Origin of the sequence: Micromonospora sp. NBC_00389 (assembly GCF_036059255.1) — a bacterium.
Classification (GTDB): domain Bacteria; phylum Actinomycetota; class Actinomycetes; order Mycobacteriales; family Micromonosporaceae; genus Micromonospora.
Genome location: NZ_CP107947.1, coordinates 3,307,036 through 3,327,207, shown reverse-complemented (window position 1 = coordinate 3,327,207; position 20,172 = coordinate 3,307,036). Strand labels below are relative to the sequence as shown.

The following is a 20,172-nucleotide window of genomic DNA, read 5'->3' as shown; positions in this document are numbered from 1 at the left end:
GAGCTGCCCCAGATCTGGGGCAGCGAACCGCATCGACGGCGAGCTTCCACACCCCCGCACCCGAACACCCCGTGACCCACATCCGGAACTGCGAACAAGCCGACGGCGACGCCCCACCCAGGCTCCCTCACCTGGGCTCCCGTGCCAGCGCCTTCCGTGCCCGCCCCTTCCGTGCCCGCGCCTTCCGCGGTCCATATCTGGGGCAGCTCGACAGGGAGCGAACATGCCCCTGCCGGTCGCCTCTCGCCGAGCCCGTAGCCCACGGTGCTCACGGCCCGCGGCCCGCAGCCCACGGCCCACGGCCGACGGCTCACCGCCCACGGCCGCACGCGCACCGCCCGCCGCCCACGGCCGCACGCGCACCGCCCGCCGCCCACGGCCTACCCGCATGGGTCGAGGGCAGCGGTCAGGCGTCGACCAGGCGGCCGTCGCGCAGGTTGAGCACCCGGTCGGCGAGGTCGATCAGGGCGGGGTCGTGCGTGGCCACCAGCGCCGTCATGCCTCGGGCGTGCACCACCGCGCGCAGCAGATCCATGATGGACCGACCGGTCTCCGAGTCGAGCTGGCCGGTTGGCTCGTCGGCGATGAGCAGGTCCGGCTCGTTGGCCAGTGCGCGGGCCACCGCGACCCGCTGCTGCTGCCCGCCGGAGAGCTCGTACGGGCGCTGCGCCGCGTGCCCGCCCAGGCCGACCAGCTCCAGCAACACCGCGACCCGCTGTTCCCGCTCGGCCGCCGGCACCTGGGCCAGCCGCAGCGGCACGCCCACATTCTCGGCGGCGGAGAGGATCGGCACCAGCCCGAACGTCTGGAACACGAACCCGACGGTGCCCCGGCGCAGCTTCAGCAGCTCCGCCTCGCCGGCCGCGGTCACCTCGTGCCCGGCCACCACCACCTGGCCGCTGTCCGGCCGGTCCAGCCCGCCGATCAGGTTCAGCAGCGTGGTCTTGCCGGCGCCGGAGCGGCCCCGGATGGCGACCAACTCGCCGCGGTTGGCGCTGAACGAGACGTCCCGCACCGCGTGCACGGCGTGCTCGCCCCGGCCGAAGGTCCGGCTGACGCCGCTGACCCGGACCACCTCACCGGGGACCGCCCCGGCCTGGGCCAGCCCGCCAGCCCCGGCTGGGCCGGTCACCACCATGTCCCGACGGCTCACGCCCGCCCCTCCTGCCCATCCGAGGCCCGGTCACCGGGCCGTACCTGCACATGGTCCGGCTCGAGATCGAGCCGGACCCGCTCCCGCATCGCCAACGCGTCGACGAAGGCGGCCGGCAGCTGCATCCGACCGTTCCGGTCCAGCACCGCGTACTCCTCGCTGACCAGTTCGGTGCTGCCGTCCGCGCCGACCCGCGCGGTCCGGCGTACCTCGGAGGCGGTCCGGCCGTCGCGGATCGCGACGGTCCGGCGGACCTGCGTGGCCACGGCTTGGTCGTGGGTGACCACCACGATGGTCACGCCCAGCTCGGCGTTGATGGTGCGCAGCGCCGCGAAGACCTCCGCACCGGTCGCCTCGTCCAACTCGCCGGTCGGCTCGTCAGCGAAGAGCACCTCCGGGTCGTTGGCCACCGCCACCGCCACCGCGCACCGCTGCTGCTCGCCGCCGCTGAGCTGCCCCGGCCGCCGATCCGCGCAGTAGCCCACGCCGACCAGGTCGAGCAGCTCCCGGGCCCGCTCCCGGCGGGCCCGCCGGGAGCGCTTGCCGGCCAACTGCATCGGCAGCTCGACGTTCTCCAGCGCCGTGAGGTACGGCAGCAGGTTGCGGCCGGTCTGCTGCCAGACGAACCCGACCAGCTCCCGCCGGTAGCTCAGCCGCCGCTTGGCGGACAGCGAGAGCAGGTCGTAGTCGGCCACTCGGGCGATGCCGGCGGTCGGGGTGTCCAGGCCGGACAGGATGTTGAGCAGCGTCGACTTGCCCGAGCCGGAGGCACCCACGATCGCGACCAGCTCACCCCGGTCGATGACCAGGTCGAGCCCCTGCAGGGCGACCACCTCCACCCCCTCGGTCTTGAAGATGCGCACGAGGCCGTCGCAGACGATGTGCCCGCGCAGCCGGTCCTGGCCGCCGGCCCGCTCGGCGGCGCGCTGCGCGGCCCGCTGTTGCAGGGCGGCCAGGTCGGGCGCCACGGGAACCTGGGCAGTAGCGGTCATCTCAGCTCTCCTCTCCGAGCCGGAGCACCTCACCGAGGCGCAGCCGGCGGTTGTTCAGGGCCTCGACGGCGACCGCGAAGCCGAGGGCGACCGCCCCGAGCGCGAGCACGGCGGCGACCAGACCGGGCTCGAAGGCCACCCGGACCGGGACACCACTGGTGAACGCGGACAGGCCGAGCACCGGGTTGAGCAGGAGGGGCAGCAGCGCCCCGACCAGCGCGCCGGTCAGCACCGACACCCCGACCAGCGGGGTCAGCTCGACCAGCAGCAGCCCCCGCCACTGCCGACGGGACAGGCCAAGGGTGCGCAGCCGGGACAGCACCTGGCCCCGGGCCCGCGCGCCGGCCAGCACGGTGAACGCGATGGCCAGCAACCCGAGCACGGTGCCACCGATGGCACCGGCCACGAACCCGAAGGCCAGCACCCCGTTCGCGCCGCCGTCAGCCAACTCCTGTCGGACGTCCGCCCGGGTGGAGACCGTCACCCCGCTCGGCCGTTCCCGACCGGTCACCGCCCCGGTCTGCTGGTAGCGCAGCTGCCCCTGGTCACCGGCCTGGCGCAGCACCTCCGCGTCCAGCCGGTCCCCGGCGACCAGCACGCTGGTCGGCACGGGCGTGGTGTTCCGCTCGGGCAGCGCCTGCCAGGGCAGGATGACGAACCGGCTGCTGTTCTCCGGCAGCAGCGGGAAGCTCTCCGCGGTGTCAGCCACCCGGAACTCGTACCGCTGGCCCTGCACGGAAGCGAAGGCGGAACCGTCCAGCCCGGCGCGGGCCAGGTCTGCGGCGACCGCCGGGGAGACGACCGCGGGCAGCGGCCCCGGTTCGGCCCGGGCGGTGAGCAGCGCGGGTGACATCGGCAGGTCCACGCCGGACTCCCGCGTCACCGTGGCCAACCCCGGGGCGTCGACCAACAGCACGGCCACCTGCCCGATCCGGGCGTCGGTGCCGATCTCATCGGCAGCCAGCCGGTCAGCCGGCTCGTTCAGCACGCGGGTTGCGGCCCGTACCCCGGGCAGGCGGCCCAGCTCGTCGATGGTGTCCGGGGCGAACCGTTCACCCCGGATCAGCGCGTCGGCGGGGACGGCCTGCTCGGCGGCCCGGTCCCGGCTCGCGTCGACGCCGGCGGCGACCACCGCGCAGAACGCCGCGGTCCCGATCGCCAGCACCACGACGACCAGTGGGGCGGCGACGGCGGACCGGCCGGCCCGCGCGGTGCCGAGGAAGGTCACACTGCCCCGGGTCCGCGCGGCCAGCCGGCTGACCAACAACAACGGCCAGGGGTACGCGCGCAGCGCGAGCACCGCCGCGGCGATCGCGAACAGCACGGGCACCGACACCAGCAACGGGTCCACCTCGCCGAGGGTGAGTCCGCGCCGGCGCAGCAGCACCGTGGCAAGTCCGGCCAACAGCAGCAGGAAGACCTCGACGGTGAGCTGGCGGGCCGAGGGGCGTACCCGGATCAGGTCCCGGCGGGCGGCCCCGACGGCCGGCACGGCCAGCGTGGCCATCGGCAGTGCCAGGGTGACCAGCACGGCCGCCGCGATGACGTACGGCGCGGTCGGGTCCGGGGTGCCGGGGACCAGGGTGCCCAGCCACCAGCCCAGGACGGCGGCGACCGGTACCACCAGCAGCGACTCGGCGAGGCTGCGCCGGGCGCCGGTGGTGGCCGCGCCACCACGGGCGCGCAGCAGGGCGAACTCCGAGCGGCGGCGCCGGGCGGCGAGGATGGCCGCGAGTACGACGAGCCCGGCCAGGGTGGCCAGCACCCCGGCCGAGATCACCGCCAGCAGGGTCCGGGCGGCGTCCACCTGTGCGGCGAACGCGCGCAGCGGAACGTCGGCGCCCTGGGTCAGCGTGAGATTCGGATCGGCTTCGCGTTGCAGCTGTTGCAGGCCGTCGATCAACTGGTCGAGCTGGCGTGCGTCGATCCGGTCGATGCCGAGCCGGTAACGCCAGTCGGAACGCACCGGCCAACCAGCCGCGGCCCGCTTGTCGATGGTCACCTCGGCGACCACACCCACGGCGATGAACGGTTCGCCGTCCCCGCGCGGACTGATGACCTGCAGCAGCGATGGCAGCGCGTCCCAGATGCCGCCCGCGCGGTCGACGGGGCGGAACAGCCCGACCACCACCATCGGGGCCGGGTCGGTGATACCGGTCTTGGTGGGTGTGCCGATCTGCAGTTGGCTGCCGGCCCGCAGGTTCAGCTTGCGGGCCACGTCGGCGTCGAGCGCCACCTCGGTCGGCCGGTCGGGGACGTACGTCTCGTTCGGCCACGTCCCCTCGACGAGGGTGCCGGCATCCTGGACGCCAGGCATGGCACGCAGGCCCAGGTCGACCAGCAGGTTGCGCGCCTTCAGGTCGGGGCCGACCACTCGGGTCGGCGCGGCGTCCACGCTGTACCACCGCTCGGCCACCGCCGAGCGCACCGGCGCCGGCATCTTCTCGGCCATGGCCTCGAACTGCCTGCGGGCGTCGCCCATGATTTTCGTGGACGGGGCGGTCATTACCCCGGAGGTGTACGAGATGTCCCGGCGCGCGGCCGGCTCGCTGGTCAACTGCGCCCGCAGGCCCTGTTCGGCGAGCCGGTTGACGAGCCGGGGCACGCCGCTGACCAGCAGCGTGACCACCAGCGTCAGCACCGCCAGGAGCAGGAACTGCCCGCCGTACGCCCGGACTCGCCGGACGGCCGCACCGATGCTCATCGGGTACTCCCCCGTCGCGCCCGGTCACCGGGTCGCACGTCGCGCCCGCTCATCGTTCTCCCCCGATCCGCAACTGCACCGCCGCCACCCGCTGCCGGATGCCGGTGGCGATGAACGCGCTGAAGGCGAGCGCCGCCAGCAGCAGGCCGACCGCTGTCGCGCCGATCGGCACCCAGGGCAGCTCGAACGTCGCCGGGGGCACCGGCCGGCCGGCGGCCGGGGTGAGGATGACCAGCGGAGCCATGGTTGCCCCCACCGCGGCGCCGAGCAGCAGCCCGACCCCCACGCCGATGCCGGCCAGGAAGGTCTGTTCGGCCAGCAACGCCCGGGCCAGCAGCCGGGGCGTGGCGCCGAGGGTGTGCAGCACCGCGAACTCACTCAGCCGGCGCCGGGCGGTGGCCCACACGTCGACCATGAGGCCGACCAGGGCGAGCAGCACCGCACCGAGGGCCGCGGCGAGCATTCCGGTACGCGACCCGCGCCAGTACGGGTCCTCGGCGGACGACTCGATCACCGCCTCGCGGGCGAGCACTGTGACAGCGGGCAGCTCGCTGGCGGCGCGGGCGGCGGCCGTCGCGTCGTCGGTGCCGATCCACCACTCCGGCACTGGTCGCACGATGCCGCCGCTTCGAATCAGCGCGTCGACCGCAGCGGGCAGGTCCAGCAGGATGCCCTCACCGGTGGTGGCCGGCACGGCGGTCACCTCACCAACCAGCTTGACCGGCAGCGTCGCTCCGGACAGCGTCAGGTTGATGGTGTCGCCGATGCCGAGGCTCAGCGTGTCGCGTACCTGCGGGGTCATCAGCACCGGTATGGCCGGGCTCTGCCCGGCGGGCACGATGGCGAACCGGGTGTCCGGCTGGTAGGCGAACTGCCCGCCGGGAATCAACGCCACCGGGTGGAATTCGGAGAACCCGGTGGCGGTGGTCCGTACCGGCGAGGGTCGCTCGTCGCCGGCCACCATGACCCAGTCACCGGTCAGTCCGGCGGGCCGGGTGGTGCCGTCCGCACCGACCACGGCCAACCCGTCCACCTGGAGCCGGTAGGACGTGCCGACCGCCGGCCCGCCGTCGGCTTCGAAGCCGGCCAGCCGCAGCCGTGCCCCGTTGACGTCGGGCAGTCGCACGGTGAACGGGGTGATCCGGCCGTCGCTGTCGGCGTCGGCCACCGGGAGTCGCAGGGCGAGCCCGTCGGAACTGGTGACCAGCAGCGTCACCGCGATCTGGAGCGGCCGGGTTGCCCCCTCCACCGGGGTACGGACCGTGCCGGTGATCTCGCGGGCGTCGGCGGGCAGTTCGACGCCGGCGGGGGCACCCCGGGCCCGCACCATCTGCTGGTAGAGCTGCGGCACCGGCTCGTCGGCCAGCTGGTCGCCGAGCCGTACGACGCCGGCGGCGCTGGCGGCGTCGAGGCCGATCACGGTCACCGGCAGGTCCTTCCGGCCGACCCGCACCTCGTCGCGCCACACCGGCAGCGCCCGTTCCACGCCCGGCAGCGCGGCGAGCTGACCGACCCGGGTCGGCGGGCCGGAACCAGCCCGCTCGGTCACCCGCAGGTCGGCGCCGACCGTGTGACCGGCCTGCTCGGCCTGGGACCGCTCCCCCGTGCTGATCAGCGACCAGGCCAGGGTGCTGCCACCGACGGCGAGCGCGAGCAGCAGCACCGGGCCGGCGTGCGGACGCCGGCCGGCCTGCCACATGCCCAACATGGTGGCCGTCCAGGGACGCCGGTCGACGAACCTCTCGGCGAACCGGGTGAGCGGCGGGAGCACCCGCAGCGCCAGCACGGCGCCGGCCAGCACGCCGAGCGTCGGAGCGGCGATCAGCAGCGGGTCGATCCCGAGCCGGCCACCCGAACCGGCCAGCGGAGAGGCATAGCGGCGCAGTTGCACCCAGGCGAGCAGGGCCAGCGCCACCAGCACCAGGTCGACGCTGGCCCGCTGGACGCTCGCCGCCCGGTTCGGCCGGGACCGGGCGGCCATGTCGGCCACGTACGTGCCGGAGCCGCGCAGCGTCGGAGCGACCATGGCCACCAGGCAGCCGGCCGCGGTGGCGGCGGCAGCCGCCCAGACCAGGGTGGTGTTGCCGCCGGCGGTGGAGAGTTCCGCCGCCCCGCCCGGCCGGACGTACCGCAGCGCCTCCACGGCGATCAGTGGCCCGAGCAGGGCGGCCGGGGCGACCACCAGGGCCGCCTCGCGGGCGGCCAGGCCGGCCAACTGCCGGCGGGCGGCGCCACGGGCGCGCAGCAGCGCGGTCTGCGCGCGGCGGTCCTCGTGCAGCAGTGCGGCGACCAGCACCAGCGCGTACCCGCCGAGCACCAGGATGAGCAGTAGTGGGGTGGCCAGCGCGGAGCGGCCCACCAGGTCGGCTCGGGCCATCCGGTCCAGCAGCCGATCCATCCGGGTCAGCGTCTGCCCCGACGCGCCCAGGTTGGCGGCCTCGGGCACCGCCGTCGCGGCCGCCGTCATGGCCGTCCGCACGGCGGGCAGGTCGGCGGCGTCGACGCCCGCGAGGTCCGGTTCGGCCAGCCAGGACGCCGACACCGAGCCCGGGAAGGTGGCCGCGAAGTCGGCCGGGTCCAGCACGAACGGCCCGTACGAGGTGGCCGAGCCGGCGCTGCCCGCACCCACCCCGGGGGCCAGCAGCCAGTACGCCTCGGCAGGATCGCGGGGCCGCCAGGTGCCGGCGAGCACCACCTGGCTGGCCCGCTCGATGGACCGGTCGCGCACCGGGATCGGTTCGCCGGTGGTCAGGCCCAGCGCGGTGGCGACCCGTTCCGGCAGGCTCACCTGGATCGGGTTCGCGCCGGGGCGGGGCCACGCCCCGCTGGTCAGCTCGGCGTGCGCGGCCAGGTCTTCGAGGGTGGCCAGGTTGGCGAAGACCGGTTCGTCGCCGGTACGGGGCACCGACCCGAGGTCGCCGGTCAACTCCCGGCCGGTTCCGTACCGGGCCGCGGCAACGGTGACCGGCACGCCGGCGAGCCCGTCGGCGAACTCGTCCCGGACCGCCTTGTCGCGGGTGGCGAACTCGGCGGCGTCGCGCCCGCCGGAGCCATTGACCAGCAGGCCGCGCTCCTCGGCCGGCGAGGCCGCCACCAGCGCCCGCTGCCCGGCGTCCACCGCGCGGCGGTTGTAGTCGGACAGGCCGGTGACCAACGCGACGGCAACCAGGGCGGCGATCACCGCGGCCACCAGCAGACCCCGTGCCTCGCGGGCCCGCCTCCACACCAGCTTCATCGACGCCTCCCCTGGCCCTGACGGGCCGACGACCTTCAAGACAGGTCATCCCCCGGGAAAGGTTCGCGCCCGTTACTTGATCGTTACTCCGAGGAGAGTCAACTCCAGCTCGACCCGTCCGGTCGGCGCGGTGTCCGCGGACTACAGACGCTTACGCATCTGAATCGCGGTGACCTCGTAGCCCATCTGCTCGTACAGGTCACGGGCGCCGAAATTGAAACCGAAGACACTCAAGCCCACGGACACGACGCCCCACTCCCGGCACAACTGCTCCGCGGCCTGCATGATCGCTCGACCGTAGCCCTTGCGGCGCAGGTCCGATTCCACGTAGAAGTCGTAGCCGAAAGCGTGCAGACCGTCGGACTTTCGTTCGAGGTGCAGCCACAGCATGCCGATCTCGACATCGCCCTCGTAGGCGGTCCAGAGATGATGACCCTCCGTCGCCAAGCCGCCGGGCAGAAGTCGGTCATAGTCCTGGCGCGACTTCTCCTGCGCCTCCGGCAACGGCACCGCGCCGGAAGCTGCGATGTCGTGCGCATAGCTGATTTCCGCTCGATGCCGATACCGCAGGTACTGCTCCTCGGTCATCGGTACGAGTTCCAGTGCCGCCATGCCGGCACGCTATGCCACCTGCGCTCACCACGCAGGCCCCGGACACCGCACCATCGCCGACGTCGAGTCGATCATGAGCAGGTAGGGCGCCGGGGATCAGCTGATCCCCGGCGCCCTTCCCCACAGCCGGCTGGCCGATCCGGGACGGCTATTCGCAGCCCAGGGCCCCTCGGTACCCGGCGGGAAACTCTCCGGCGGCCACCTTGTCGGCGGTCTCCCAGAACACCTCCGGCCAGTCACCCTCGTCGTTCATCTGGTGCAACACCTTCCATTTGTGGCTGCTGCGCAGCGCGTCAGCGGCCCGCTGAAGCGCGGCGGCGTCGCCGGCCTGCTTCGCGCGCAGCCACTCCGCGATCCACCCGCAGCCGACCCGGCTGGTCAGCGCGGCGCCGAACTGGTAGGCGTCGTTCGTGCCGAGGCCGGTCAGGGCGGCCGTGTCGAAGCCCGGCGGGAGCGGCACGTCGGCGAGCACCTTGGCCGCCTGCTCGTCCACCCGATCCGGGGTGACGATCTCCGCCGGAAGCGCGGCCAGCCACGTACGGGCGTCGACGCGGACCACGTCGGCGAGAACCCGATCGAACTCGCTTCGCGTCCAGGCGCCCCCGGTACGCAGTTCGACGAAGGACCCGTCGCGGGGCCGGAGCATGACCGCGAAGTCGCTCGCGCTGTAGCGGAACAGGTCGCCCGGCCAGCGGTCGACCGTCACCTGCTCCGGTTTGCTGACGTGCAGCCGATCCTTGTGGTAGCCGTCGTACTGGTCGGCCGGGTACCAGTTCATCTGCAACCGCTGCCCGTCGTTGCTGAACTCGATGGTGCCCTCCTTCTCGGTGAACCCGTAGACGGTGGTGGCCTTCCAGCCAGGCTGGTCGATCAACAGCCGTGGGTTCTCCTCGGCCGCCTTGAGGACCATGGCGGAGTAGGAGGTTGGTCTCGTCGCCTCGGAGGTGGGACTGGTGTCCGGGGATGCTTCGCGGCCTCCCGGCTGATCGACATTCATGATCGAGACGGTGAGGACAATGGCGAGAACGGCGGCCGCGACACCGGCGCTGGCGAGGCCGCTCATCATGGTTCGGCGCGCCCGCGGGGGCTTGCCCGGCGGTTCGGCGACGGTCTCGAGGGTCGGCGCGGACATGATCTCCTCCAGGAGGTGCTGTGCGGCCCCGTCGAGGTGAGTGATGACATCGGGTCGGTACGGGTCGGCGTCTCGGACCATCCGGTCGAGCTGCTCGTCGGTCATCTGCCCTCCTCCGGGGCTCGTGCGGCCATGACGTCGAGTACATGTCCGGGTGGGCCGAGATCGTCACCGACGAGACTTCGCAACCGGGCCCGGGCACGCGACAGCCGGGTGCGGACCGCAGCCGGGCTCACGTGCAGAACCACGGCGGCCTCGCGTGGCTCCAGGCCCTCCCAGAAGGTCAGCATCAACACCTCCCGGTCCAACTCGCCCAGCCTGGCCAGCGCGGCCTGGACCGTGAGCCGTTCCGGCACCTCGCTGCCCGGGTCGACGGCGACCGCGGCCCTGAGCCGTTGCCGCAACCGTTCACCCAGCCGTCCCCGGCGCACTCCGCCGCGGTGGTGGTTGGCCAGCACCCGTCGGGCCACGCCGTGCAACCACAGCCGGACCTCGGCCTCCGGCGGCATCTCACGGCTGCGCCGCCAGGCGACGAGGAAGGTCTCGGCGACCACGTCAGCCGCGTCTTCGGGCTGCTCGACGCGCCGCATGGCGTACGCCAGCAGCGGCTCGAAGTTGACCGCGTAGATGCGACGGAAGCGGTCCTCGTGCTCAGTCCCGGAGCTCACGTCTACTCCATGTCCGGTCGAGCGCCCGTCGTGACGGGTTCGATCCAGAAATCGCGACGCGCGCCGGGGCCGGCGTTGACCGCCAGCGTCAGGTGCTGTCGTCGCCGGGCGTGCGCTTGGCGCGGCTGGGCTGGACCCGCTTGGGCTCGCCGGGCATCTTCGGGGTGCCGGGGCCTAAGCGTTGTGCATGACCAGGGAAAACGCACCCGGACGGCGAGCGTAGAAGCGGAGGTTATCCGGAGAGTCCGGAGCCTCCCACAGCCCGGAACCGGAGCCGTACCGTGTCCCTTTTGCCGTTTCTTCGTACCCGCCCCCAGCCGCAGCCGTCCGCCATGCACCGCCTCATGGCGGAGGTCATCAGCAAGACAGGCCACCAGGACCGCGACATTACGCGGGAACTGGTGGCCCGTCTCGTTCTCAACGAGAAGTTGGCCCCGCATGAGGGCCGGGAGTTGCTGGCCCGGCTGAATCAGTCCTTGACGTAGTAGCCGCTGCCGGCGATGGACTCGACGACCCCGGCGGCCTTGAGCCGTTCCATGGCCATGCGCACGGTCATCCGTGACACCTGGTACTCGGTGATCAGTTCGGATCCGCTGGGCAGCTTGTCGCCGGGGTTGAACTCTCCGGCGGCGATCCGGTTGGTGATGGCGGACATGAGACGTTCGGTTTTCGTCTGGGCTGGCACGGCTGTCTCCCTGGCAGGATTCGCCGAGTTGACCATGCTGTCCGCCATGTCGTCAATCATCACCGGTGACAACCTGTGATCAGTTCTTGACCGGGCATACCCGGGTATGCCAGATTCGGTTCGGGTGTCTCCCTGGCAGGAAACGCCCCCTAATCCCCTGTGAGGGCCGGTGAACGGGGTTCCCGGCCCCCACGGGGGTCGGTGGCAGGACCTAAACAGGAGGTCAACATGTTCCGGCTCCTAGCCCGAATCCGCCGTCACCCCGCCCCCGCCCCCGAGCCGCTGTGCCGACCCGCCACCGCCTACCCGCACCGGGCCGGCGCATACGGGACCGGTGCCTACGAGCCGCACACCCCTCACGGCCCCAACCAGGTGGCCCGCGTGTACAACACCCGCCCCGCCTGGCCCGTCAACCCCAGGGGTCCGAGGGGCCAGCGCCGCGATGGGTGAGGACCTGCTCTCCCGCATCCCGTTCTACGTCGAACAAGCCAGCTACTGCGTCACGTTCCACGACCGGAACCTGTGCACCCGGTGCACCGACTCCGGGTGCCCCCGCCTGGATGAGGCCGCCGCACTCCTCGCCGACTACCGGGAGCAGCGCAGCACCCGCTACCAGACCAGCCGCAAGGGCCGCACCCGGTAGCCGCAGGCAAGCAACCGCCCCCGGAGCCGTCATCCGGGGGCGGTTGCGTTTGTGGGGCCAGCGAAGCTATAGCCAGGCCGTGTCCCCGCGCATCCGGGTGATCGCCAGCAGTCCGTGTGTCACCTGCGCCACCTTCATCGGGTCCCCAGGGTCCCCGTGCTCCCGTTCGTACTCAAACCACGCTAGGGCCTGGCCGAGTTGCTTACGGGTCAGGAAGTGGAACAACGGCTCATTGCGCCGATAGCCGGTCATGATGCCCCGACGACAGGCCGTTTCCAGGTCTTCCCGCTGCGCTGGCGTCAGGTTCAACAGGTCGACCTTCAGCGTTTCCGCGTAGTGCTTCAGCACCGCCACAGGCCCGTTGCGGAGATCAGCCAGCATCAGCCGGCACTGCGCGTCCTCCCGGGCGGTCACGTCGTAGTCCAGCTTCCCGCCGAGCGACCCGGGACCCTCGTACGGTGCCCGTGCGCGTCGGCGCGCGTCCTCCCGGTCCCCGACCCACCACAGCGGGGACCGGTCTGAGTTGTCCGCCAGATACTCCGGCTGATGCACCGCTAAGCCGCAGTACGCCCCTTCGGTCACCGCGCGGGCAAGGTTGCGCTGCACCGGTACACCGAGATGATCAGCGATCAGGGCATCAAGGATCACCTCCCGGTGGGGACGCCCCGTCATCGGGGCCGGGTCCGGGATGCTCGCCCACAGTGCCGCGCACGGGGCACACCGGGGCACCAGGGCATCGATCGGCAGGCCGCGACGGGTTGCCCGGGGCAGGCTGGCCCCGCTGCTCCGGGGCAGCGGCACCGGGGCCGACCATCCCATCGCGGTCCGACAGCCGCACGTGTCGCAACTGATCGCACCGTGCGGCCCCTGAACACCGGACCGGATCGCCACCCTGATCGGGGTCGCGGCCGGCATCGGGATCTCGGCGGGTAGCGCATCGACTTTGGCGCTCAAGGCCCGGAACCGTTCCGCGTTGCTCGCCTTGACGGCAACGGGGGGCTTGGCCTGCCGTGCCCGCGCGCGGGTCCTGGCCATGTCAGATTCTCCAAATCTTGTACGTGGGCCGGGCGACCGGCTTTTGCTGGCCCGGCTTCCCCGTGGCCGTTAGTGGCTTCCCGGGCTTCACACGGGAGGCCAGGAACGCGTCCACCTTGCCCAGGAGCCGTGCCCGGTCGGCCTGCTCTTGCTGCGGCAACGCTGCGGCAGCGGTGAGCGCGTCAGCGGTCCACGGGATCAGTCGCCAGTTGCCGTAGTGACCTTCCAGGAGGTAAACGGCGTGCCCCTGCCGACTAGAAGCGGTCAGCGGCAAATCGTGCATATTCCGTGTGATGGTGACCTTGCGCCCGAGGCGCGTGAGTAGGGTCTTGCACTTGCGGCACTCACGGCCGGACAACGGCGGGCAACACAGCCGGATTTCATCGCTCTTCATCGTGCATCCTCGGTAGCTAGAAACGCGTCTAGGGTCTTCACGCGCTCCGCATTGGTGGGTAGACGGCCGTTGTCTATGACGAAAGCCGTGAGTCTTGGGTCGAAGCGAACGTCACCGAGGCCGCCCCCAAGGAAGATGACCAGTTGGGCTAGTCCCCGCTTGCACTCCATGCACGCGCTCGAATCGATCGGGCAGCAAAAACGGATCGGTTCACTCATCGCTCTGACCTAACTGGACTGTGTGTAGCTCCGGGGGCCATTCAAAAGTCATCGTTTCTTTCCGGCCGGTCGTAGGCCCAGGGCATGACCGGGCGTGACGGCGGACCATCACCACCAAGCCATGATCGCCAACCCGCGCGGCGCATGATGCGTCCGGGTCCGGGTGGCAGTCTGGGCACCGGAAATGCCGCTCCAGTGCATCGCGTGTGACCCGGTCCAGGTGTGTCCTCACGAGACGTACCGGGTGTGCAGGTACGGGGGCACAACGAACGCGTACCCGCTGATGTCGTCCGGGTTGGTGGTGACGTCCCTGCGCCGGTCCGTCAGTTCCAGCAGCCGACGCAGAGTCTCGTCCGCACGGTCCGGTGCCGGCACGATCAGAGCGCGGGCAAGGTCGGGGTCGCGCTCCCAGTCAGGTTGCGCGTACCGCCTTTCGCCGGACCGGGGCCACGACTCGGGCGGGACGGTCACCGCGACGGTGTCGACCGGGACCGGGACGTTGCCGTACGCGTTCGGGCGGTCGGGGCAGATCGGTGAATGCTGGAGGTACGCGACGCCAGGATCCCCGCTGGCCGACGGCCATTGCACCAGTTCTCGACGCAAGGAACAGCACGAGGGATAAGAGACAATCATGTTGGGCTTCCGATCGGAGTGAGCGAGATAGCGAACACGGCAACCTCACGGCTGCCCGGGGCAGCGACACAGCCAGGAGTATGCCGACGCAGCAACACCGCCTCGGAAATCTCGGCGAGGATCATTGGCACGTCCACGGCCCGGCAGCATTCCGCAGACCCGACCGTTTCCCGCAGGGCCGCAGTGAGACGTTCCTCAAGGGCGATCACTGCTGCTCGTCCCCGGTCATCTCAAAGACAGTCTCGCGGTTCTCCGTGCAGCGGTTACACGAATGCGGCAACGGTGTCAGGTATTCGAGTCGGGCGCGGACCACACACGCCGGACAGGCTTGCGGCCTTGCCCACTGCTCATTCAGTTGCTCGGTTCGGGCTTCCAGTCGCCGCAGCAAAGCCCCGTAAATCTGCCCGACACCGGGGGTAACTGGGCGGGTCTTGTTCTCCCAATGGGCAATCATCCGCTCACTTACGCCGCACATTGCCGCAATTTCGGCTTTCGACATCAGCGCGGACTCTCGGATGCTGCGCGCGTCGCCGTTCTCGACAGCGGCCAGCGCAAAGCGCAGATCATCGAGTGTCGCACTCTGTCCGGAGTTGTCGGCCATGATGCTAATCGTAGTGGAGGAGGAGGTTAATGACCTATAGACGCTTTCTGTGGCACACGGTTCAGCTATTCGAGTTGGTCTATCTATAGATCCCGGGCAGGGTTTCGACTCGCCCTGACCCTGTGCACACTTCGGGAGGTGCCCCAAGATCAAATGGCCTTTGCCTGCCCCTCCGGCCCTCAGTCCGGCTCGGGCCTGGAATCGGGACATTTGTGGGCACAGGCCCCTCGATCTGGCTACTGAGGGTCACCAGAATCGGGGCATGGTCCTGGTGCCGGGAGTCGCCTCCCGTTTCCGCAGGTCAGGGCCATGATCCTGCCTGGCCGCAGACACCATAAGCGTCATTATGATGCTTCATCGACACTGTTCCATATTGGCTAATGGAAATGGTTTTCATAAGCCGGTGGCGGGACAGGGGGCTACCCGCGACAGTTCCGGACATCACGGTTCGCCGGTTCGGTGGTAGCGGATGGAGGTGACCCCCGGGCAGTAAGCCTCCAGGTCGTCCGGGTGGTTGATGCGGTACGTGAGGCCGTGCCGGTGGGCGTAGAGGGCGGCCCATTCCTGCACCCGGTCCGGGTCTTGGTACAGCCACGCGTAGAGGTACCGGGTGCCGTCCCTGGCGACGATCAGCCCGTGGTCCAGCCAGCGGTAGTCACAGCCGTCCCGGTGGGGGTACAGGCCGCAGGTGCGGCAGGAGGCCCGGGTGAGGCCGTGAGCGCAGCCGGGGGCGGTGGGCACGTGCCGGTATCCCTGAGTCTCCAGGGTGGCGATGGTGTCGGGGTAGCAGGTGGGCGCGGTCATGGTGTTCCTCTTTCTGCGGCTGCGGGCCGGTGAATGGTTACTTCTGCCTAGATCAACAAGCGGGTGCCTCTGCCCTGCCCCACCCCTTGTGGGGGTGGGTGGGCAGGCAGGTCAGGTGGGCACTGCCTACACCTGCCCGAAACCTGCCCGGGGCAGGTGTATAAGGGTTCTGACCTGCGGTTTTGTGCTGCCTGGGACTGGACCTGCCTAATCTGCCGGGGCAGGTGTCTCGGTTGGACCTGCCCGACCGCCTCCGGGCAGGTTTTCAGAGGTTCCACGGGATGTATCCGGGCTTCTTGCGGATGCCGACCACGTCACCCCAGAAGGCGTTTCCCTTCTCCTTGATGCCGAGGGCAGGACCCTCCTTCTTGGCCCGGTCCCTGCCGTAGTCGATCGGGATCCCAGCCAGGTCCAGTGCCTTGGCGGCGGCCTGGGCAGCCAGGCCCTCGAACGGCTTCGGGGTGCCCGTCCTGACCTCGTGCCAGGTGGTCCCGTCCTCACCGGGTGCGCCGTGACGGGTGAGCATCAAGTCGTCGGGACCCATGCCGGACCGGGTGAAGGTCCGCCGGAGTCGGAACGTGTTGCCGCCCTGCTCGGTCAGTTCCCACACGTGGTCGATGTCCTGGGTCTTGGCGCTGCTGCCCCGGCCTCCCCGGTCGGTGTCCTTGCCGAAGTGATCCAGGCGGAGCACGCTGACTCCTCGCCCCTTGAGGATCTTTAGGCTGGTGTTGTAGAGCGCGATCCAGGTGTCCGCGTCGTTCTCCTTGCCGGAGATGAACCGCGACACGGTGTCGAGGATGACCACCTGCGGCTTGTAGTGGTCCACGCGGGCAATCAGGGCGGATGCTCCGTCTTTCATGTCCAGCGGCCCCACGGCCGGGAACGATAGGTAGTCGAGGTTCTTCAACTCGTCAGCCTTGTAACCGAGTGCCCGAATCCGGCGCTGGAGGTCCCGTGGGCTGTTCTCCTGGTCCAGGTACATCACCCGGACGGGTTCGCGTTCCTCGTCGCCCAGGAAGCTGTATCCGGCGGACATGGCCACCGCCCATTCCAGGGTGAGCAGGCTCTTGCCCACCTTCCCGGCCCCGATGAGGGACATTTGCTGGCCCTTTTCCATCAACTGGCCCGCGAGCCAGTCGACGGCACCAAGGTCGCTGGCGAGGAACGTGGACCAGTCCAGGGCTTCCGGCTTGGTGGCGGATTCCTCGGTGGTCTTGTTCTTCTGCTTGATGTCCTGGAACTTGTCGAGCATCGCCTCTTTGGTGTGGACTCTGCCGAGGCAGTGGCTCGTGTCCAGGTACCACCGGGTTTCGCTTTCGTGAGGCAGCGGGCAGACGGTCACCCATTGATCACCCCAGGCACCGCCTGGCTTGAGTTCGGGGTCCTGACCGAGGGCACGCAGTTCCTTGACCAGCGACAGCACGGTAGAATCGGTGTCAGCGGAACTGTTAGCGGCCCCCTTGCCGGGGCCGTTTTCCGTGTCAGCCATTGGTGTCGGCACCACCGTTCCGGGTGGCAGCCTCACGGGCGGCCTTCTTCGCGGCACGGGATCGCAGACTAGCTTCGGTGGCCTTTCGGGTGGCCTCTCGCCGCTGCTCCGGATTGAGTCGACTCCAGCGGATCGCGACTAGTGCGGCGGCGGCCTTGCTTGCTTCGGGATTGTGTTCCACGGTGTGGCTCCGGGGCGGTTGAAGGAATCTGCCTTTCCTCCCCAGAAAGGTGTTCCCTCCGTGTCGCTTTCCGGCTTCCCGTCGGCGACACACGTACGTTAGCCCGGTGATCAACCCCGCCGCTAGGTGCCTAATGTCCGATGTAGTCAAGGATGACCGGCCATGATCACCATGTGTCACGAAAGATTTTCGGCGGGCATGAGAAAAGGCCCGGACCGAAGTCCGAGCCTTCCCTGCCCTCCGTACCCCAGAGGCTTTCGCTACTCGACCCGCAGCCAACGCAGCTATTCGATTCTATGCTCCCCGCCCCGGATTACGCCGTAGCCAGGGGTTAGTAGTCCCCTTACCGGGGGCGGGGGTGCATTCGATTCTATGCCGCGTCCCGACCTTTCCGGTCCCGCCGGGCCTGCGCGGACTTGAGGGCCAGCCGGGAGTAGTAGGCCCGCCGCAGGTGCTCCGCCATCTCAGCGCGTTTCTGCGGGTCGGTGACCTCGGGGGGCACCTGGGCTAGGAATCGGTCCCGAAAGGCCCGCCTGGCGGGTTCTGTGGCGGCGGTGCGGTCAACGGTGCGGCCCCACCGTTCCCCGGCTGCGATCCGGGCGATGAGGGTCCGTTCAGCGGGCGACAGTTCGTCGCGGGTCATCCGACACCCCTAGGCGTCGGGGGCACTGAATGTGCCCCGGTCTCGCAGCGGTCAGACGCATCCCCTGTCAGTCATGGCGGTGGTCGCGGTCATTTAGATCCGGTCTCCGAGACGCATCCGGCGGTGCTCAGCGTGGGCACGCTCAACCTGGGTGGACCGGGCGTAGACGGACAGCATCGCGTCGGAGCGCCACCCCATCACGGCCATCAACCCCCGCTCCGATCCGCCTTCGGTGAGCCACCGGTGCGCGGCGGTGTGCCGGAACGCGTGGGGGTGTACGTCCGCGACCCCGGCAGCGTTGCCGACCTGCTCAAGTCTCCACCGGATCCCGTCGGCGGACAGCGGTCCCCGCTCGGACAGGATCAGCCGGTTCGTGGCCTTGGCTTTGGGGTGGGCGGCCCGGATCCGGGTGTACCGGTCGAGGGCTTGGCCGGTACGCGCCCCGTAGGGCACGACACGGGGTCGGTTGCCTTTGCCGGTGACGTAGATGACCTCATGGTCGGGATCCACGTCGTCCAGGTTGAGGCCCGCCAGTTCGGAGACCCGGATCCCGCAGTCAGCGAGCAGTCGGATGACCAGTTCATCGCGGCGACCGTCGAAGATGGCCCGGTCCCAGACTCCGGCCCGGCCTCGGGGCACGGAGCAGGCTTTCAGCATCCGGGTGAGTTCGTCCTCGGTGAGGGTGCGGTTGGGCTTCTCCACCGGGGACGGCATCTCCACCCCGACGGTGGGTGCCTTGTCCACCTCACCCTCGGTTTCCAGCCAGCGGCAGAACCGTCTCATGCCCCGCAGCCGGGTCCGGACGGTTTCGGTCTCGACGGTTTCGGACAGGTCGGCGAGCCACGCCGTGATGGTGTGCCGGGTGAGGTTGTCCAGGGTTGCCGGGCGGCCCTGGGCCTCCAGCCAGGCGACGAAGAACCGGATGGATTGTCCGTAGAGGACCTGCGTCCGGTCTGCCTTCCCGGCTGCGCGTAGGTGTCGCCGGAATGAGGTGGCGAGGTCGGCGATGTGCGGGGATGTCATGCCGTGCGCCGGTCGGCCATGGGGGCGGCACCGCGCTGCTGGAGAGCGTCCTCGACTCCGCGCAGCGCACGTTCGGCGGTGATCTGCCCTTCGCTCCAGGCGTCGAGGTACGCGCGTAGCTTCCCGCGTAGTTCGGCGTCGAGCAGAGACTCATGGGTCTTGGTCATGATTACCTCCCGCTGGCTGGTACCTGCGGTGAGGTTATCCGGCGAGTCAGCGTTATGCTAACCGGGAGGCTCGCCGCTCAGGTCGCGTTACCCCTGTTCAGGTCCCTGTTACGGCTTGGTTGGACCCTCTTCGGTTCGCCGGGCATCTTCGGGTGGTCCGGCGGGTACGGCAGGTCGCCCTGGCCGGCGGCGGCGTCCCGCTCGGCCCACTCCATTAGCGGGGTGATGTCCCACGGGGCGTCGTCGATGCCGGCATGCGGGTCGCCCCGCTCGGTGAGCCGGGCCGGCACACTGCGCAGGTCGAAGTCGTCCGGCTCGACGTCGGGCAGCTCATCCCAGGTGACCGGGGTGGAGACGGTGGCCCGCGCGTTGGCCCGCAGGGAGTACGCGCAGGCGATGGTGCGGTCCCGGGCCATCTGGTTGTAGTCGACGAAGACCCGGTTGCCGCGCTCCTCCTTCCACCAGGCGGTGGTGACCAGAGCGGGGTGGCGGCGCTCCACCTCCCGGGCCAGCGCGATGGTGGCCCGGCGCACCTCGGTGAACGTCCAGCGGGGTTGGATCCGCAGGTAGACGTGCACGCCCCGGCCGCCGGAGGTTTTCGGCCAGCCGGTGGCACCCAACTCGTCGAGGACCGCGCGGACCTCCGCGGCGGCCCGCGCCGCGTCGGCGAAGTCGGTGCCGGGCTGCGGGTCCAGGTCGATGCGCAGCTCGTCGGGCTGGTCGACGTCGGCGGCGCGCACCGGCCACGGGTGGAACACGATGGTGCCCATCTGCGCCGCCCAGGCCACGTGCGCCAGGTCGGCCGGGCAGAGCTCCGCCGCGCTCCGGCCGCTCGGGAAGGTGATCTCCGCGGTGGAGATCCAGGGCGGTACGCCCCGGGTGGGCACCCGCTTCTGGAAGAACATCTCGCCCTCGACGCCCTCGGGAAAGCGTTGCAGCGTGGTGGGCCGGTCCCGCAGGGCGCGCATGATGCCGTCGCCGACCGCGAGGTAGTAGTGGAAGACGTCCGCCTTGGTGAAGCCCCGCTGCGGGAAGATCACCCGATCCGGACTGCTCAGCCGTACGGTGTGCCCAGCCACCTCGACCTCGGCGACCGCTGCCTTGGTGCCACCCATCCCGCGACCTTATGCCACAGCCCCGACGCACGACGTACCGTTGAC

19 protein-coding genes are annotated in these 20,172 nt (G+C 70.4%); 1 reads left to right on the top strand and 18 read right to left on the bottom strand.

From position 1 onward, the window contains the following. Nucleotides 1-406 precede the first annotated feature (406 nt). From OG470_RS15790 to OG470_RS15755, 8 genes are all read right to left on the bottom strand, one after another. A complete protein-coding gene (locus tag OG470_RS15790; protein WP_328426385.1) occupies nt 407-1,138 on the bottom strand; it encodes an ABC transporter ATP-binding protein in 732 nt (243 codons plus the stop codon). Nucleotides 1,139-1,149: 11 nt separating this feature from the next. Next, nucleotides 1,150-2,145 (bottom strand): ABC transporter ATP-binding protein, encoded by a 996-nt coding sequence (locus tag OG470_RS15785; RefSeq protein ID WP_328425003.1) that lies wholly within the window; start codon nt 2,143-2,145, stop codon nt 1,150-1,152. A gap of 1 nt (nt 2,146) precedes the next feature. After that, on the bottom strand, nt 2,147-4,849 hold the full coding sequence (locus tag OG470_RS15780) for an FtsX-like permease family protein (protein ID WP_328425001.1): 2,703 nt from the start codon (nt 4,847-4,849) through the stop codon (nt 2,147-2,149). Nucleotides 4,850-4,898: 49 nt separating this feature from the next. Next, entirely contained in the window at nt 4,899-8,084 is a 3,186-nt protein-coding gene (locus OG470_RS15775) for an ABC transporter permease (protein ID WP_328424999.1), read from the bottom strand. Nucleotides 8,085-8,225: 141 nt separating this feature from the next. Further along, entirely contained in the window at nt 8,226-8,696 is a 471-nt protein-coding gene (locus OG470_RS15770; protein ID WP_328424997.1) for a GNAT family N-acetyltransferase, read from the bottom strand. Between the two features lie 148 nt (nt 8,697-8,844). Further along, the gene (locus tag OG470_RS15765; protein WP_328424995.1) at nt 8,845-9,933 is read right to left on the bottom strand and encodes a hypothetical protein; all 1,089 of its coding nucleotides are present in this window, start codon (nt 9,931-9,933) and stop codon (nt 8,845-8,847) included. Next, entirely contained in the window at nt 9,930-10,496 is a 567-nt protein-coding gene (locus tag OG470_RS15760; RefSeq protein ID WP_328424993.1) for an RNA polymerase sigma factor, read from the bottom strand. The genes OG470_RS15765 and OG470_RS15760 overlap by 4 nt, the downstream gene beginning before the upstream one ends. A 469-nt stretch (nt 10,497-10,965) precedes the next feature. Further along, nucleotides 10,966-11,151: a winged helix-turn-helix domain-containing protein gene (locus OG470_RS15755; protein ID WP_328424991.1), complete on the bottom strand. Its 186-nt coding sequence runs from the start codon at nt 11,149-11,151 to the stop codon at nt 10,966-10,968. A gap of 472 nt (nt 11,152-11,623) precedes the next feature. Between OG470_RS15755 and OG470_RS15750 the strand changes: the two genes are divergently transcribed. Continuing rightward, a complete protein-coding gene (locus OG470_RS15750; RefSeq protein WP_328424988.1) occupies nt 11,624-11,824 on the top strand; it encodes a hypothetical protein in 201 nt (66 codons plus the stop codon). 66 nt (nt 11,825-11,890) lie between these two features. Here the strand turns inward: OG470_RS15750 and OG470_RS15745 are convergent, their stop codons facing one another. From OG470_RS15745 to ligD, 10 genes are all read right to left on the bottom strand, one after another. After that, nucleotides 11,891-12,496 carry a hypothetical protein gene (locus tag OG470_RS15745; protein WP_328424986.1) on the bottom strand — a complete coding sequence of 202 codons (606 nt, stop codon included), beginning with the start codon at nt 12,494-12,496 and terminating at the stop codon, nt 11,891-11,893. Nucleotides 12,497-12,860: 364 nt separating this feature from the next. Further along, nucleotides 12,861-13,253, bottom strand: coding sequence for a hypothetical protein (locus OG470_RS15740; protein WP_328424984.1), 393 nt, complete (start codon nt 13,251-13,253; stop codon nt 12,861-12,863). Nucleotides 13,254-13,699: 446 nt separating this feature from the next. Then, the gene (locus tag OG470_RS15735; RefSeq protein WP_328424982.1) at nt 13,700-14,059 is read right to left on the bottom strand and encodes a hypothetical protein; all 360 of its coding nucleotides are present in this window, start codon (nt 14,057-14,059) and stop codon (nt 13,700-13,702) included. Nucleotides 14,060-14,309: 250 nt separating this feature from the next. Continuing rightward, entirely contained in the window at nt 14,310-14,705 is a 396-nt protein-coding gene (locus OG470_RS15730) for a helix-turn-helix domain-containing protein (RefSeq protein ID WP_328424980.1), read from the bottom strand. A 441-nt stretch (nt 14,706-15,146) separates the two neighbouring features. After that, nucleotides 15,147-15,509: a hypothetical protein gene (locus OG470_RS15725; RefSeq protein ID WP_328424978.1), complete on the bottom strand. Its 363-nt coding sequence runs from the start codon at nt 15,507-15,509 to the stop codon at nt 15,147-15,149. 265 nt (nt 15,510-15,774) lie between these two features. After that, nucleotides 15,775-17,034 carry an AAA family ATPase gene (locus tag OG470_RS15720; RefSeq protein WP_328424976.1) on the bottom strand — a complete coding sequence of 420 codons (1,260 nt, stop codon included), beginning with the start codon at nt 17,032-17,034 and terminating at the stop codon, nt 15,775-15,777. 515 nt (nt 17,035-17,549) lie between these two features. Continuing rightward, nucleotides 17,550-17,822, bottom strand: coding sequence for a hypothetical protein (locus OG470_RS15715; RefSeq protein ID WP_328424974.1), 273 nt, complete (start codon nt 17,820-17,822; stop codon nt 17,550-17,552). A gap of 93 nt (nt 17,823-17,915) precedes the next feature. After that, nucleotides 17,916-18,845, bottom strand: coding sequence for a tyrosine-type recombinase/integrase (locus tag OG470_RS15710; protein ID WP_328424972.1), 930 nt, complete (start codon nt 18,843-18,845; stop codon nt 17,916-17,918). Next, on the bottom strand, nt 18,842-19,012 hold the full coding sequence (locus OG470_RS15705) for a hypothetical protein (RefSeq protein ID WP_328424970.1): 171 nt from the start codon (nt 19,010-19,012) through the stop codon (nt 18,842-18,844). Before OG470_RS15705 ends, OG470_RS15710 begins: the two co-directional genes overlap by 4 nt. Before the next feature lie 77 nt (nt 19,013-19,089). Further along, nucleotides 19,090-20,127 (bottom strand): non-homologous end-joining DNA ligase, encoded by a 1,038-nt coding sequence (gene ligD / locus OG470_RS15700; protein WP_328424968.1) that lies wholly within the window; start codon nt 20,125-20,127, stop codon nt 19,090-19,092. Nucleotides 20,128-20,172: the final 45 nt, after the last annotated feature.

Bases quoted from the DNA above. Each gene is read 5' to 3' on its own strand.
- OG470_RS15770 (WP_328424997.1), bottom strand. From the start codon at position 8,696: ATGGCGGCACTGGAACTCGTACCGATGACCGAGGAGCAGTACCTGCGG.
- OG470_RS15740 (WP_328424984.1), bottom strand. From the start codon at position 13,253: ATGAAGAGCGATGAAATCCGGCTGTGTTGCCCGCCGTTGTCCGGCCGT.
- OG470_RS15775 (WP_328424999.1), bottom strand. From the start codon at position 8,084: ATGAAGCTGGTGTGGAGGCGGGCCCGCGAGGCACGGGGTCTGCTGGTG.
- OG470_RS15780 (WP_328425001.1), bottom strand. From the start codon at position 4,849: ATGAGCATCGGTGCGGCCGTCCGGCGAGTCCGGGCGTACGGCGGGCAG.
- OG470_RS15730 (WP_328424980.1), bottom strand. From the start codon at position 14,705: ATGGCCGACAACTCCGGACAGAGTGCGACACTCGATGATCTGCGCTTT.
- OG470_RS15725 (WP_328424978.1), bottom strand. From the start codon at position 15,509: ATGACCGCGCCCACCTGCTACCCCGACACCATCGCCACCCTGGAGACT.
- ligD (WP_328424968.1), bottom strand. From the start codon at position 20,127: ATGGGTGGCACCAAGGCAGCGGTCGCCGAGGTCGAGGTGGCTGGGCAC.
- OG470_RS15705 (WP_328424970.1), bottom strand. From the start codon at position 19,012: ATGACCAAGACCCATGAGTCTCTGCTCGACGCCGAACTACGCGGGAAG.
- OG470_RS15755 (WP_328424991.1), bottom strand. From the start codon at position 11,151: ATGTCCGCCATCACCAACCGGATCGCCGCCGGAGAGTTCAACCCCGGC.
- OG470_RS15710 (WP_328424972.1), bottom strand. From the start codon at position 18,845: ATGACATCCCCGCACATCGCCGACCTCGCCACCTCATTCCGGCGACAC.
- OG470_RS15750 (WP_328424988.1), top strand. From the start codon at position 11,624: ATGGGTGAGGACCTGCTCTCCCGCATCCCGTTCTACGTCGAACAAGCC.
- OG470_RS15745 (WP_328424986.1), bottom strand. From the start codon at position 12,496: ATGACGGGGCGTCCCCACCGGGAGGTGATCCTTGATGCCCTGATCGCT.
- OG470_RS15790 (WP_328426385.1), bottom strand. From the start codon at position 1,138: ATGGTGGTGACCGGCCCAGCCGGGGCTGGCGGGCTGGCCCAGGCCGGG.
- OG470_RS15785 (WP_328425003.1), bottom strand. From the start codon at position 2,145: ATGACCGCTACTGCCCAGGTTCCCGTGGCGCCCGACCTGGCCGCCCTG.
- OG470_RS15715 (WP_328424974.1), bottom strand. From the start codon at position 17,822: ATGACCCGCGACGAACTGTCGCCCGCTGAACGGACCCTCATCGCCCGG.
- OG470_RS15765 (WP_328424995.1), bottom strand. From the start codon at position 9,933: ATGACCGACGAGCAGCTCGACCGGATGGTCCGAGACGCCGACCCGTAC.